Genomic DNA, 14,102 nt, shown 5'->3' with positions numbered 1-14,102 from the left:
TAAGGAGGAAAGGAAGCGCCGGAGCCCCGCAATGAAATCTGCGTAGCACGCCGACGGTGTGTGCTGCCTGCGGGGAATTACGCGGTCTCCACCGCAGCGGCGCCGAACGGAACAGGTCGGAAATCCCGGACGGCGATCGTCGCCTCGCCTATTCCTCATCAGTGTGCTGCGAAGGCGTAAGGCGATCGATGACGCCGACGATGACGTCGGTCGTGTAGACCGTTTGCCCATCCTTTTGGTAGCTACGCTCCGTGACACGACATTCGGCGTACACCGGATCGCCTTTCTTGATGTTTTCCAGAGCCCATTTGGCGATCCTCTCGTTCAGAACCGTGAGCGTCACCCAGTCGACGGCCTCTTTCCTTTCGCGGGTCTCTCGGTCAACCCAGACGCGATTCGTCGCGACGCTGAATTTTGCGACTTTGCTGCCGTCAAAGCCTTTCCCATCGGCGCCGACGTGACCGCGCACGATAAACAGATTGGTGCTGCGCATGAGGTTTTCCGTTCTCCTAGACCTGCGCAAGCCGTCCTCTGCATTCCGCTATCAGAGGCGGGGCCTTCGCATGACGGGCATTTTATTATATTTTGTCATCCGTGCCCAGAGGGGGGTGGGGCCCATCGCCGTCGCTGCAGCTCGGGCGCGTCGGGCTCTGGGGCATTGGCCAGTCTCTTGGGCGCTCCACTCTTTTGGAAGACTAAATGCGCAAGCACACACGCGAAAGTCTCGCGACAGGGCTCGTGACCCGAAGGGCGAAGACGCCGGCGGCGGCTTCGATCGCAGCGCGAACAGAGCCTGGCCCGAAGGGGTCGCCATGATCCAAGGGAAGCCACAACCCAGCGGAAGAATTGGCGTCATCGACGAATTGCGCGGACTGGCCCTGGTTATGGTCGTGCTCTCGCATGTCGGGCTGGTCTATGGGCTCGAGACGGACAATGCCTACAGCCTCGCCCTGCCCGCCTTCGGCGTCGGCGTCGACTTGTTTTTTGATGATCTCGGGTTTTGTGATCTACTGGAAGGTCCGGGCGATGAGTGTCAAGGCTGCGGGGAACACGCTGCTCGGCGCGCGAGCGTTCTGGGCGCGGCCGTTCGTGAGAATCGCTGCGCCTGCCGCAGGCACCCTCGCAGTGGTTGGAGCGGTTCGACTGGCGCAGGAGTGCCCTCGAGCGTCATGGGCCGATCTCGACGCGGCTCTCGCGTTCTTCGCGAATTTCTATTGGGCGGGTTGCACGGCGAGCCCGGCCCCTTGCCCGCATCTGTTGGTCGCCTCGCATTTTCGGAGTCTATCGCTCGAAGGACAATTTTACGCGTTCGCGCCAGCGCTCATCGCCTTGCCCCGCCGCCTGGCCTTGCCGGTCTGCCTGACTGTTGTTGCGATGGGCGCGGGCTTGGAACGCCCTGTTGGGTCCTATGTTTGGAGCACACGACCGGACGCCCTGTTTTCATCGGAATCGGCCTCGCAACGTCGAGAGAGCAAGCGGTCGCGCGCCGCAAGCTTTGGCCATCCCTGAGCCTCGGACAGGCGTTCTATTGGGCGTGCGTCGCCTCCCTCTTCGCACGTCTGACGATTGGGCGATTCTCGGGGCTGAGTCTAACCCTTGTCGCGGTGTTGTTTGGTTTCGTGCTGGCGGGTCGCGCCTGGGAGCCGTCGCGGGTGACTCTCGGCCCGCGATGGCGTTGCGTGAGGGCGGAGAGCTGTCGTTTTCGGCTTACTTGGTGCACTTGCCCGTGATGTCGGGCGTGCACGCCGCGCTCGCCGAGAGGACGGCGCCAGCCCTGTCGCTGCTAATTTCGCTCGCAGCGATCGCCGCAGCCACGTTGATTTGGGACGCGCTAATTGTGACCCCCGCGGCGCGGATGGGAAGGCGGCTGTCGGAAACATGGCTTCTCCTAAACCGCAAAGCCGGGCGCCGATGGGTGCAATCTCAGTCACCAAGTTATTAGGAAGAAGCTTACGGAATGCGAATGAGGCTACTTTTCAGCGCGGCGCTTTGGCGCCCATCCGGATTATAAAGAGTTGGCAGATTCTCCGCCTGACTCGCGCCGCGGAATTGCCGCAACTTGGCCTTAACTGTGCGAAGATCCGCTCGTTTTCCTTTAGAGATAGGAGGCGCCATTTATGGAAGATCAGATCTTGAAATTTCCCACCCGCGTGGCGCGGCGGGGAGACGTGTGGTGTGAGCCGCTCAAAATCTATTTCCCTCAGGTCTACCGCCTCGTGAGGAAGAGAGTGTCTCTATCGTCAGCGGCGCCAAGCTTCAAGCATAACGAGACCGTTGTCGCTTGCGATTTTTCTCTCTTCAATCTCAAGGACGACGTGGCGGGAATTGCGAAGGCGATTCCTCTGCGCCGTTTATCGCCGTCGGACGATCGCTCGCTGGTCATACGCCACCACTGGTCGGAGTCACTCGCGAACGCTTATTTGCTGGGCGTCGAAGACACGGACCCGAACCAGCCGCGCGGCGGGATCTATGAGACGGAGGGGGAAATCTTCACGATCGCGAAATGCCGAACCCGCAAGTGCTGGTCCGGCCCGATGATCTTTTACCTTGCCGATCTGTTTGAGGACGATTCCGACATCGGGGTCCAAATTTGGGAAAAGTCGGTTGGCATCGATGGTGAGCTACGAGAGACCGACATTTTTTATGGAGACGACTGACCCGCGAAGGGGGATGGTTTCCGCGTCGCGAGCAAGAACGTCTTATAATGGGCGAACTCCGGGTAGGAGTGACGGCACGAGACGCGTAGATAAAACGCGCAGCGCGGTAAGGCGCGGACGACCAGCCCGCATGATTTGAAGCGAACCGTTCACGGAGAACTTGCGCGAGAGGATCAGGTTCGCGTCGAAATGCGGTTGCCGAAGTCGCGCGGCGCCATTTGCCGGGGCGCTGCGCGGACACTAATATTTTGGCAACCTTTTCTAAAAATTGGCGCTCGCCCTCAGATTGCCCTTGGAATCGGCCGACGAATCCCCGATGCTGATGAATGAAGCGGCGATCATCTAACCTTTACGTGATCAGATGACTAAGAGGCGGACAGCGGGTGGGTCTCGAGGTCGCAAGACAACGAAGCCGGCGGGCGAACATCATCGGCTGATGGTGAATTCGATTGAGGATCGGCTCGCCTCTCCGCACCTGGAACGGCTGGCGAAGAACCTCGTCGCGCATCTTGAAGAAAGCGGAATGACGAAGCCTGAATTTGCCGAGTCGATCGGCATGTCCGGCTCTCAGTTTCGTTATGTGCGCAGTCGGGCCGCGAACCCCTCAATCGAGATGCTTGCTAAGATTTCTGCCAAGCTAAAAACGCCTCTTTACGAGCTCTTGGAGGACTGCCAGCTCGGACACCGACGCAATTTGTCCGCGAAGCAGATGACGAAAAACCTGTCAGTGGTCATGAAGAGAAAGTACGCTAATAGCGGGTTGGACAAGGAGCAATTTGCGAAAATCATCGGCGTCTCGCTGCCGCAGCTATACCTGATGTTGAGGGGAGACTCGAATCCGTCGCTGCTCATTGTCATTGAGATTGCGAGGCGACTAGGCATCGGGATGTGGGAGCTATTAGGTGTAGAGCCAGTGGGAGAGCAATAGGCGGCCAACGAGCGCGCGCGGTCATGGCCGCACCGCCTACGGCGCAGCCTTAACGGCGCATTCGCGCGGCGCTTGAAACATACTCAGGTCGAGAGGAAGGGATGGTCGTGGCGGCCAGACAAGATATCAGTTTACCAGGACAGCCTGGTGTGAGGACGTTATCATGCACGAGATTGCTGCCTCCCCGCGAGGAGTTCCCCGGGTCAAGCGGCCTTATCAAGCGCACATCGTAAGCTGATTTATAAGGTTGAAATCTATATTCTCAATTTTGGTCCCTTGAGCAGCCGCAGTGACGATCGTTTTCCGCAATCCGGACAGACGCCAGACCCGCCGGCTGATCTGCCCCCAAGGACGGGTCCATTTGTAATGTTAGTGCATCGTGGGCCTGGGAGCTAGCGCGGGCGGCGGAGCTTGTTGGGGTTGCGCAGCCGCCCGCGCGGCCATTGCGGGCACGAAGACCTCTGGCGCTGGCGGCTTGTAGGCCAGCGATACATGCGGGCGGACGGTGTTGTAGTGCCGCCGCCAGCTCTCGATGATGATCCGCGCTTCGGCGAGAGAGTAGAAGATTTCTCCGTCGAGCAACTCGTCGCGCAGGCGGGCGTTGAAGCTCTCGATGAAGCCATTCTCCCACGGGCTGCCTGGCGTGATGTAGGCGGTTTTCGCGCCGACGGCGGCGATCCACTCCTGCAGAGCCTTGGCGACGAACTCGGGCCCGTTGTCGGAACGAATGTGCGTGGGAACGCCGCGCAGGATGAACAGGTCCGAGAGCACGTCGATGACATCGACGGATTTCAGCCTCCGGTCGATGCGAATGGCGATGCATTCATGCGTGAACTCATCAACTATGTTCAGCATCCGGTATTTCCTCCCGTCATGGGTGCGATCCTCGACGAAGTCGTAGGACCAGACGTGATTGCGCCGCTCAGCCCGCAGACGCAGGCATGATCCATCGGCGAGCCACAGCTGGCCTCTCTTGGGTTGTTTGGCGGGAACCTTCAGCCCCTCGCGTCGCCAAATGCGCTCGACCCGCTTGTCATTGACGATCCAGCCCGCCTGCGTTCGCAACAGCTCCGCGATCTTTCGATAGCCATAGCGGCCATAGTGGCGAGCGAGTTCGACAATGTCGGCGGTCAGCTGCTCCTCGTCCTCTCGCCCCTGTGCAATGCGGCGCTGGGTCGAACGATGCTGCCCGAGCACACGGCACACCCGGCGCTCGGACAGTTGCAACTTGGATCGAACGTGATTGATGCAGGCGCGGCGACGCGCGGGGCCTAGAAGTTTCCCTTGGCGGCCTCGGCCAGGATCATCTTATCCAGGGTCAGATCGGAGACGGCGCGACGCAGCCGAGTGTTCTCCGCCTCGAGCTCCTTCATCCGTTTCACTTGATCCGTCTTCAGCCCGCCAAACTCCTGGCGCCACCGGTAATACGTGACCTCGGTCACCCCGATCGCCCGCACCGCGTCCGCGACGGGCTTCCCTCGCGAAATCAACACGTCAGCCTGTCGCAGCTTGGCGACGATCTCCTCAGGCTTGTGACGCTTCCTCGGCATTGCGGTCCCTCCTTCTCATGTCCGAAGACATACCTCAGGGTGGACCTGTTCATTGGGGGTGTATCAAAGGAAACCGTGTTCGCTTGACGGCCCAAGCCAAAAGGCATCTCAAATGAGACTCGGTCAAAAATAGTCCCACATGAGATGCCGCAAATCGGACCATACGTCCCGAGTCCCGGATTGAACTGCCAATCGACAACTGGCGCGAGCATCGGGCCTAAGGACGCCTACATTTTTGCAGCGCCCAATGCGCCCATGCAGGAACCTATTGAAACCGTTCAAGGGCCAGTTCCGCTTGAAAATGCAAATTGACAATTCCACCCAATACCGCGATATTATCATTAATACCGCCTAATTGATAATTCTGATCCGAAATATTCTCAAAAACACAGCGATAGCGTGCGCGAACCGACGCATTATTGCAATTAAGCGCGATGTAATACACTGACAGCGAGACTGAGACGAAACGGCCTCCAACGAAGCGCTGTCGTTTCAAAAAGCGCGCCCAACGAGTAGTTGATAGAAGCGATTAGCTTGGCTAATGTGACTTTAGTCGAGAGGTGAGGATTTCTGAGATGGCGCGCATCCTCTTCTTCGTGTGGCCCCATTTTGCCTCTGTAGCAAGCGGTTTAAAACTCGCCCGGGATTTGCTTTCTAGAGGACATGAGGTTTCCTACGTGGGGGTGGCGGACTGTAAGACATTCGTCGTCGCCCACGGTCACCAATTCATACCGCTGTATGCGAGATGGCTACCGGAGACGCCGACCGATTCGGCGCATGAGACCGCAACCGACCAAAATTTCTGGGACCAACTCAGAAGCGCGCGCGCAAGGGTGCGGACGGTTCGCGCCCTCCTCGACGCTTTGGTAGCCGATGAGGAAAGAGAGTTTCAGGAGATTCTGAAGCTCAAGAAGCCGGACCTTTTGATAATTCACATCTCTGACTTCGAAGTAATAATACCATCCTTGTTGGCATATGAGGCCGGAATCAAGTGCGCTTATCTTTATGACAACTTTGGCCGGAGCGAAGATTGCAGGGTGCCTCCAGTCCGGACTGCTATTTTGCCGAATGGCGGCCGGGGAGCATCCCTGAGATTGTGGCTGGCTTGGAAAATTCTAAAAATTCGGCGCCGCGTCGCCGGCGATGTCTACGGCTTGCTAGGACTTGCATATCTGCCCGCCCTTCGCGAGGCGAGCCGAAGAATCGCCGAACGATGTCGTTATCCGTGCGAGTTCGTGGACTCCACGGATTTAGCGCCCTTGAAGGCGCATCTCCCTGAAATTGTGCTTTGCCCACCCGAACTCGAATTTCCCCATCACGGGCGACCTGGTCGCTATTATTTCGGCTGCAACATCGACTTGCACAGAAACGAAGGAGATTTTCCTTGGAGTAGCTTGGATACGCGGCCATTGGTCTATTGTAGCCTTGGGACAATGTCCTGGTTTAACAAAGACGTCTACCAGCGATTTTTCCGAATTATAATTGCTGTTGCGGAACATAGACCTGAATTTCAGTGGGTCGTAAATGTTTATGATGTAGTGAATCCTGAGGAATTTGAGAATGTGCCCCAGAACGTCCATCTTGTAAAGCGAGCGCCCCAGCTCGCGATTTTGCAAAGAAGCGCTGTCGCTATAGTTCACGGAGGCCCCAACACCGTCAAGGAATGCGCTTATTTCGGCGTGCCGATGATCGTTTTTCCGCTAGGTCTGGATCAGCCCGGAACCGCAGCGAGGGTTGTGTATCACGGTCTCGGGGTCAGCGGAGACTTTTGTAGTGTTACGAAGGAGCAGATGGATGCGTTGGTGGACAGAGTCGATCGAGACTCCTTCGTCCGAGTTCAGACGCGGCTGATAGGAGAAACATTGCGGGCAGCCGATCTTGAACGATCCCCAGTTGATTTTGTTGAAAAGCTTCTTGACCCCGAAAGTGAAAATTCTGGAAGGTGAAATAGTCTTGCTGTCGAAGACGAGGGAAGTCAGGCTGCTTCCTTTAAAAGCCTTGGCGTTATCGCTTGGACGCGCAGGGGCGCCAAGCCAGTTCTTGGGCGTGGGCGTTGAGATATTTGGCGGAGATATTCGAGGGGCGTTGCGTTTGGTCGGCGCACGGGGGCGACTGGTCGCGGGGCCGCGGAATGGCCGAATTTACGTCCGTCGGTTTGCCTGCCGCGCCGTGGTCGATACCGATAATCACAAGGATCGGACGTTTCGAGTTCGTTCGGTAAAGGTAGTTGTAGTCCTTGCTGAAGAGAACCGAGGAGACAACTCGCTCAAGCGAGCCATGGAAGCTTCCCGTAATGAGTTTGTCGAGCGGCGCCGTTGAATGAAAGCTCAATCCGAATTTATCGTTCAAAGCGACCAGAAATTCGTTTAGCAGGACCTCCTTCACCTCGACGTTCATGGCCTCCGCGGTGCCCGTGATGCGAATCTCGGCTGCGGCCCCCCACTCAAACGGAAGAAGGACTGCAAATAGCAGCAAGGCGAGAAAAGAGAGCTTCGTCTTTTTAGGCGAGTCTCCCGCCATCGTGGGAACCTCTATGCTCGTCACGCATTTTGCGCGCCAGGCTTTTTCAAGCGGATCATGCTGCTTGCGTCGGAAGAAGGGGTCCGCGCTCACTCGGCGCGGGTAGGGTTCAAAATCATACTGTGCTTTCGCTGGCCGGGGAGGAATTTCGTCGGCAGACCGGCAACCCAGTCTTCCTGTTGATCGGCATAGTGCGTTGACAGCGGTTGTCCAGATTGCCCGCCCGCCATTTCCAGCTGCCCGTCGCTTTCGTGGCCCGGCGCGACGATCATTCGTGCATTTGCACCGGTATTGCCGTATGTATATCTTACGCATTCGACGCACCCGGCTAGAGACTGGCGCGGCATGTCGAGAAAGCGGCCGATCAGGGGCAAGGCACTCGAAAGCGGATGGGTCATATCTACTGTATTCACCCTCCCCCAAGTTAAGCCGATGATAGATTCAAGCCTGTATTTTACAGCGAGGCGCCGTGCACTCTTCTCGAGTGCGGCACGGATGAAGCCTTGCCAGTCTCGGTAGGATTTCCGATCCGGCAAAAGTTCCGGGCGTCCAGACTCAATAATGCCCCGCACGGGATGGTCGATACCGCTCCAATAATATTCGAAAGCCGGATCTACTTCACGACATCTCGCCACAATTGGAGATAAAATCTCATCGATCAGAACCTCGCGAAATTCGTTGATCAATGGAAACCCCAGGGAATCCACTTCGGCGCGCCCGTCCCAGGCTTCGAGGTCGGCTCGGAGATCAGGGGCCAGAGTATCTCCGGAGCTTCCCGGACCGTTCAGCGCCCGCAAGGCCAGAGTCTGATAATAGCGATAGAAGTCCGTCGTCGTGTCGAGCTGTAAGGCAAGCATGTCGCTTTCGGCGAGCGCAGATCGGTCGCGTAGTCGTTCGGAGACCCTAAACGCCCTAAACCCGCCGGGAAAATCGTGGCCTATCGCGGGTTCAAAATCGGCGCGGCCAAGCATCCTTTGATTGGTGTTGACGAGAAATCCAGAACGCGGATTGACTTGGCTAGGTATATCGTCCGGCAAGAGATAGCCCCGCCAGAAGTGTTTGCCGTCCGCCCAGCTCTCGCTAAAGAGGCCGTCCATGCCGACTCGCTTCGGCAGCTTGCCCATGAGGGTCCACCCGATATCGCCTGCGCGATCCGCCATGAGCACATTGAGCGGCGGGCCGCCCGCGTGGTGGAAAAGAGCCAAGGCCGACGACACCGTCGTGACTTGGTCAACATCTATTAGGTCGAAATTGGTCGCGCTAGGATCTAGAGCTGTCCAATGTATAGCGACCTCCTCGCCAAGGAGCTTCTCGCGCAGCACCGGTCCCCAGATCGTTTCCCGGACCTGAATCGTCTTGTCCTGAGCGCCACGTACGGAGATTGCTTCTGTTCGCGTGGTGAAAGAGCGGCTCCCCTCGGCCGTCCGGTAATTCGTCGCGTCCCTATCGTCATGTTCGATGCGCACAAGATCGGTGAAGTCGCCATTTATGCTAGTGAAACCCCAAGCCACATGCCCGTTGCTGCCACTGACGACAAACGGCAAGCCTGGGATCGTGAGACCGCAAAGTTTCACATCCGGATAACGGAGCTCGGCTCGATACCATACATTTGGCACGGTCAAAGCGAGGTGCATATCGTTCGCTATTATGGCTCGGCCATCGCGGGTTCTCTGACGCCCAATGACCCAGGCGTTCGAGCCGTGCGGCGCTTTCGCGGTTGTGACGAGGCCAGTGAAACGCTTCGAGCCGGCGCTGAGGAACAACCTCTCCAATTCTTCAATGGGCGCGGCATTCCCCGCGCAACGCGCTGGATCACGCGGCGCAAGAATTTCATTGTAGCAGTTGCTTTCGGGAGTGAGGAACTCTACGACCTTTGGCGGCAACGCGCGCCGCATGACCGTCGCCATCCGTTCCTCGCCCTCTCCATTGGAGTGCTGCGCCGACACGCCAAGAAGCACGAGAATGCTGTCTTGCGGCCGCCAGGGCGAGGGCCGATAACCCAAAAAAGTGAACTCGACGGGCAAGACCCGCATGTCGTTCATCGCTTCATTGACACCGGCGCTATATGAGGCAAGCACGGCGCGTTGCTCGGCGGGCAACCGTTCAAGGATTACGTCGGCGAGCCGCTCGAAACCCATGACACGATACCAGATGTCCGCCTCCGCGACCCCCTCGCCAAAGATTTCTGCGAGGCGTCCCGCGGTCTGCCGTCGGAACAAATCCATCTGAAAGAGTCGATCCCGGGCGCTCAGATAGCCGAGGGCCTCATAGGCGTCAGTGCGGCTCTGGGCCTGGACACTCGGAACGCCGTTCGAATCAAATTGAATCTCGACCCGCGCCACGAGACCAGGTAGGACATGGTCTCCGTCCTCGGAGGCCGCAGATAGCTGGATAACGCCAAAAATTGAAACTGCGACTAAGGCCAAAAGGATGGTGAGGCCGAGCCCAATCCAACGGAACATTCTAAACATGGCTCGACTCGATCGCCGGTATTTGTCCAGTCATATCCGGGTCAAAACGATACCCATCAAGTTGTCCCATCGTCAGGCGCAGAAGCCGATCGGAAAGATAGAAGTAACGATCGTCATGTGTAATGACGATTACCGTCTTTCCGCGCGCTTTAAGCTCAGGCAGCATCTCCAGATAGAAAACATCCCGAAACTCTGGATCCTGTTCGGCGGCCCATTCGTCGAACACGTAATATGGTCGGTCTGCGAGATACGCCGTGAGCAGCGCCAATCGCTTGCGCTGTCCTCTCGACAGGTCCACAGTCGAAAAGCGCCCATCGGCGATTTGCAGCTTTGTGTCGAGCTGCAGCAAAACCAGCAATTCGTTGGCGCGTGCGATCACATCGTCGCTCGTATAGCCTAAAAGAGAGTCGAATACATAAGAATCGGCGAAGACCGCAGAAAAGTTCTGGCGGTATGCCTCTCTGTTCTCATCGGTGATCAACTCGCCGCCAAACTTAAGGCTGCCTTCATCCGGCACATAAAGGCCGAGAATTAGGAGCGCCAGGGTCGTCTTGCCGCTCCCGTTGCCCCCTGTGATGAAAACGAGTTCGCCGGGCGCAATATGTAAACTCAGAGGGCCAAGTCGGTAACTACTATCTTCGTCGTCACCTTTGTACTTATAGCTAATACCCAACAACTCAAGGCTTGACGGCTGCGCAGCGCCATTTAAGGGCTTGGCCGCGGAATCGCTTTCGGTGTCCACTGCCGTGAGGCCCAAGGCCTCGAGGTTTTTCAAAGCCACGACTCCCTTTCCGATGATTGGAGCCACCTGGACAACAGCTGACAGAGGCTCGCCGATAAAAAGGACGACAAGCGTAAAGCCGGTTAGCGCCTCACGGGGCATATCTTCAGTGCGCGACACAAGAAAAAGGCCCGCACCGATCAGTATGAAATAGAGAGCATGACTCCAGCGTTCGGCAATAACAAGCATCAAATTGGCATTATTATGTCGCTTTCTCAGAATGTCCGCAGTATTACTTAAATCGTGACTAAGAAATGCATGCCTGCGGCGCGCATCCAATTTCAATTCCTTGTAGCCTTCAGTGACTGCCCGGAAGTGGCCGAATAAGACGTCTTGCGCTTCTCTCACCAGCTCTAACGAACGCCACGCCCACTTCGTCGGCAGCCGCCAGCAAAATAATCCGCCCAGTATGAAAACAAGAACGAGCATCAATAATTTTGGCGAAAGAACGCCCAAATAGACAAGTGCGCCGATAAGCTTAGAACCTTGGATGAACAGATCGGGAAGCACCTGCTGGGCTGTGGCCACGCTGCCAATATCCTCGGTCAAGGCCGCCGTGATGCGATGGAGGCCGCATCGCTGTATCTGCTGGAACGGTGTGGCCAGGATGCGTCGGCACAGCCACAAGCGAAGCTCGTAAAGGTTGTCTTGCGTGATGCGCGACAGCAAAGTTACAGACAACGCGCCAGACAGAATAGAAATAAAACACAGGCCGAAGAATATTGAGGCCAGCGCTGCGATGTTTCCTGGCCCATTCTCAAGCGCCCGATTGATGTATGTCATCACGCCAGCGGTGCTCCCGCCAGCGATTAGCCCGGCCAGCACGGATAATGCAACGGTCGCCTTCGAAGCGTGGAGCATGCCCCATAGTTGTCGCGCTGACGTGGTCACGTGGTCCTCATTTCTAGGCCGTTTGAATTGCCCTTTCTTGGATGAACCTCGAAGGAAGGCAGTTATTGGGGCCCGAAGGAAGAATTTTTGGACATCCCGGATGCGGGCCACTCGCCGCGGCTACGCCGCGGTCGGGACAGCCGCGCTTTCGCAACACGGACATTCGCCACAACGCAGAGCTGAAGGCGGCTTGGGCCGCCTTCAGCATGTCCTGGTCAAATGCTCAAAACCGGAGGCGGATCGCTCAGAACTCAAACTCGGGGGGCGTCAAATGAATGAGCGCGCCCCGGGGATTGAACTCGTTGATCCCCGTCCGCTCGGCGTCGCACGATCCCAGCTCAGTAGCACGAAGCGTTGAACCCAGTTCCGCTGAGCTTATACACTGTGCCGTTTCCTGCGCTGCCTTCCGGCCCGCCGGGATTGCCGCCGAGACCCGCGACACCGTAGAGATTGCCCGAACTATCGGCAATCAGCTGGGCGTTGGGAGAGCCGCCGTCATTCCCGCCCGTGAAGGTGTACAGCACGGAATAGGCTCCGCTTCGGGAAATTTTGTACACCACGCCGCAGCCGCCGGCAGCATTTGCGGTGGCGCAGATGCCGCTGACGTTGCCGCCCGAGTTTGTGGCGCCATAGAGATCGCCATTGCAGTCCTCAAGCAATCCCGCCGAGGGCGAGCCCCCGTCGCTGCCGTTGGTAAAAGTATGCAGAACGCTTTCCCGACCTTGCGGCGAAAGCTTGTACACCACGCCGTTGCCGGTCAAGCCGTAGGCGTCGCCGCCTCCGGTTGTCGCGCCGTACAAATTGCCGTAGGCGTCGAAGCGCAGCGGGGCGACAGGAGAGGACCCATCCGCATAGCCTGTGAATTGATACAGCACCTTGTAGTTATAGTGGCCCCATGGCCCAGGGGAGAGCTGATACACCACGCCGTTGCCGACGTTGCTTATGCCCGGCGCACCGCCGCCATAGGTCGTGCCGTAGAGATTCCCAGCCGCATCGGCAATCAAACCTGCCCAGGGATTGGCCCCGTCGACGTTCGTGATGCCCGTAAATTGATACAAGAGCCGGTAACTGTAATTCCCCCTCCCAGTCGGCGAAAGCTCGAACACCACGCCGTTTCCAAATCCAGTTTGGGCCGAGGTGCTGTCCGGAGGAGGCCCCCCGACGCCCGTCTCAAGTCCGCCAAAGATCGTCGTGCCATAAAGGTTGCCGTTTTGGTCGATATGCAACTTGGCGTAGGGGTAGGACCCATCGGAGCAGTTCGGGTAGCCGGGGAACGGGAGATTCTGATTTTGGCAGAAAGAATAGAGAACCGACTGGGTCCCGTTCGACGAAATCTTGTACACTACGCCGTTGCCTTGCGTTCCCAGCTCTCCGCCGTTGGTTCCGCCCTCTCCTGCAACACCGTAGAGATTGCCCGCGGGATCGCCGACCACGCCTCCGAGGGGCACGGACCCGTCAGTTCCGCCCTGGAACGAGTAGACCACCGAATAGGTCCCTTGCGGCGAGATCTTGAAGACCAGGCCGTTTCCGGAACTGGCGTTCACGCCGCTGGCCAATCCGCCAAGAGTTGCTGTGCCGTAGATATTGCCGAACCGGTCGTGGTGCAGCTTGCCATCGGGATAGGAGCCGTCGGCGCAGCCGGGCACCGTGCCCGGCGGCGAGTTAGTAGAAGAGCAGAAGGCGTGCAGCGTGGTCAAGGTTGGATTGGCCAGCGCGGCGCTGCCGATAGACGAAACCAGGACAGCGCCGCCCGCCGCAAGTCCTCGTCCCCATGAAGATGGCTTCTTCCTGTGGCTTTCTTTGTTGGTATTCATCACGTTTTCCCTCCATTTTAGATCGATCGTCGTGTTCATGAGCGACTCGACGATCAGGATCGATGTCTCATCACAGAATCAAAACATTGTCGGTGTGTGAGTTCCCTCCTTGTGCTCGAACAGCACACTTCAGTCTGCGCCGACTCGTCCCGTCAGGCAGAAGGGCATTTTGCAGCCGTAATGAACTCTCCCCCCGACAGCGTTGCGCGGGGATAGTCGACATGGAACGGCGTTACGCGTTGAAGATGCGCTCAGGTGTGGGAGACAGGGGGGCCGCGCGGCGCGCAGGGCGACAATTCTGGCGTCTTAAGCAACACATCCCTATGAAACTTAGAAGTTAGAAGCGAGCCGCTATCTGACGAGTGAAACGTCAAGCCGGGGCATCGATCAAAGACAAAATCGATGCTCCTCCCCTGACATAAAGGGCAGAAGGAGTCGTTACAAAGATGGTTTGAGGAAGACCGCGAATACTGCGTCGGGGAGACGCTCT

At 57.7% G+C, this 14,102-nt stretch carries 9 protein-coding genes; 3 read left to right on the top strand and 6 right to left on the bottom strand.

Annotated elements, in window-relative coordinates:
- Window positions 1-148 precede the first annotated feature (148 nt).
- Window positions 149-493: a single-stranded DNA-binding protein gene (locus QMG80_RS21320; protein ID WP_085773989.1), complete on the bottom strand. Its 345-nt coding sequence runs from the start codon at window positions 491-493 to the stop codon at window positions 149-151.
- Between the two features lie 1,624 nt (window positions 494-2,117).
- Here QMG80_RS21320 and QMG80_RS21315 point away from each other — a divergent pair.
- Together QMG80_RS21315 and QMG80_RS21310 are read left to right on the top strand one after the other, a co-directional pair.
- Window positions 2,118-2,657 carry a hypothetical protein gene (locus QMG80_RS21315; RefSeq protein WP_085773993.1) on the top strand — a complete coding sequence of 180 codons (540 nt, stop codon included), beginning with the start codon at window positions 2,118-2,120 and terminating at the stop codon, window positions 2,655-2,657.
- A gap of 436 nt (window positions 2,658-3,093) precedes the next feature.
- A complete protein-coding gene (locus QMG80_RS21310; RefSeq protein WP_158658938.1) occupies window positions 3,094-3,585 on the top strand; it encodes a helix-turn-helix domain-containing protein in 492 nt (163 codons plus the stop codon).
- 369 nt (window positions 3,586-3,954) lie between these two features.
- Here the strand turns inward: QMG80_RS21310 and QMG80_RS21305 are convergent.
- A protein-coding gene (locus QMG80_RS21305; protein ID WP_102938234.1) for an IS3 family transposase occupies window positions 3,955-5,135 on the bottom strand; the annotation gives its coding sequence in 2 pieces (ribosomal slippage) (window positions 3,955-4,871 and window positions 4,871-5,135; 1,182 coding nt in all).
- Window positions 5,136-5,710: 575 nt separating this feature from the next.
- Between QMG80_RS21305 and QMG80_RS21300 the strand changes: the two genes are divergently transcribed.
- Complete coding sequence (locus tag QMG80_RS21300) at window positions 5,711-7,081, top strand: glycosyltransferase (RefSeq protein WP_085773995.1); 1,371 nt, start codon at window positions 5,711-5,713, stop codon at window positions 7,079-7,081.
- 58 nt (window positions 7,082-7,139) lie between these two features.
- Here the strand turns inward: QMG80_RS21300 and QMG80_RS21295 are convergent, their stop codons facing one another.
- From QMG80_RS21295 to QMG80_RS21280, 4 genes are all read right to left on the bottom strand, one after another.
- Window positions 7,140-7,655, bottom strand: coding sequence for a hypothetical protein (locus QMG80_RS21295; RefSeq protein WP_158658939.1), 516 nt, complete (start codon window positions 7,653-7,655; stop codon window positions 7,140-7,142).
- Between the two features lie 89 nt (window positions 7,656-7,744).
- The gene (locus QMG80_RS21290; RefSeq protein WP_085773997.1) at window positions 7,745-10,126 is read right to left on the bottom strand and encodes a penicillin acylase family protein; all 2,382 of its coding nucleotides are present in this window, start codon (window positions 10,124-10,126) and stop codon (window positions 7,745-7,747) included.
- The gene (locus tag QMG80_RS21285) at window positions 10,119-11,798 is read right to left on the bottom strand and encodes a cyclic peptide export ABC transporter (RefSeq protein ID WP_158658941.1); all 1,680 of its coding nucleotides are present in this window, start codon (window positions 11,796-11,798) and stop codon (window positions 10,119-10,121) included. Before QMG80_RS21285 ends, QMG80_RS21290 begins: the two co-directional genes overlap by 8 nt.
- Before the next feature lie 338 nt (window positions 11,799-12,136).
- On the bottom strand, window positions 12,137-13,651 hold the full coding sequence (locus QMG80_RS21280) for a choice-of-anchor tandem repeat GloVer-containing protein (protein WP_085773999.1): 1,515 nt from the start codon (window positions 13,649-13,651) through the stop codon (window positions 12,137-12,139).
- Between the last annotated feature and the right edge of the window lie 451 nt (window positions 13,652-14,102).

Origin of the sequence: Methylocystis bryophila (assembly GCF_027925445.1) — a bacterium.
GTDB lineage: Bacteria > Pseudomonadota > Alphaproteobacteria > Rhizobiales > Beijerinckiaceae > Methylocystis > Methylocystis bryophila.
This window is presented reverse-complemented; position numbering and strand designations above follow the sequence as displayed.

Coding starts and splice junctions, on each gene's coding strand:
- QMG80_RS21320 (WP_085773989.1), bottom strand. CDS start 493: ATGCGCAGCACCAATCTGTTTATCGTGCGCGGTCACGTCGGCGCCGAT.
- QMG80_RS21315 (WP_085773993.1), top strand. CDS start 2,118: ATGGAAGATCAGATCTTGAAATTTCCCACCCGCGTGGCGCGGCGGGGA.
- QMG80_RS21310 (WP_158658938.1), top strand. CDS start 3,094: ATGGTGAATTCGATTGAGGATCGGCTCGCCTCTCCGCACCTGGAACGG.
- QMG80_RS21300 (WP_085773995.1), top strand. CDS start 5,711: ATGGCGCGCATCCTCTTCTTCGTGTGGCCCCATTTTGCCTCTGTAGCA.
- QMG80_RS21295 (WP_158658939.1), bottom strand. CDS start 7,655: ATGGCGGGAGACTCGCCTAAAAAGACGAAGCTCTCTTTTCTCGCCTTG.
- QMG80_RS21290 (WP_085773997.1), bottom strand. CDS start 10,126: ATGTTTAGAATGTTCCGTTGGATTGGGCTCGGCCTCACCATCCTTTTG.
- QMG80_RS21280 (WP_085773999.1), bottom strand. CDS start 13,651: ATGAACACGACGATCGATCTAAAATGGAGGGAAAACGTGATGAATACC.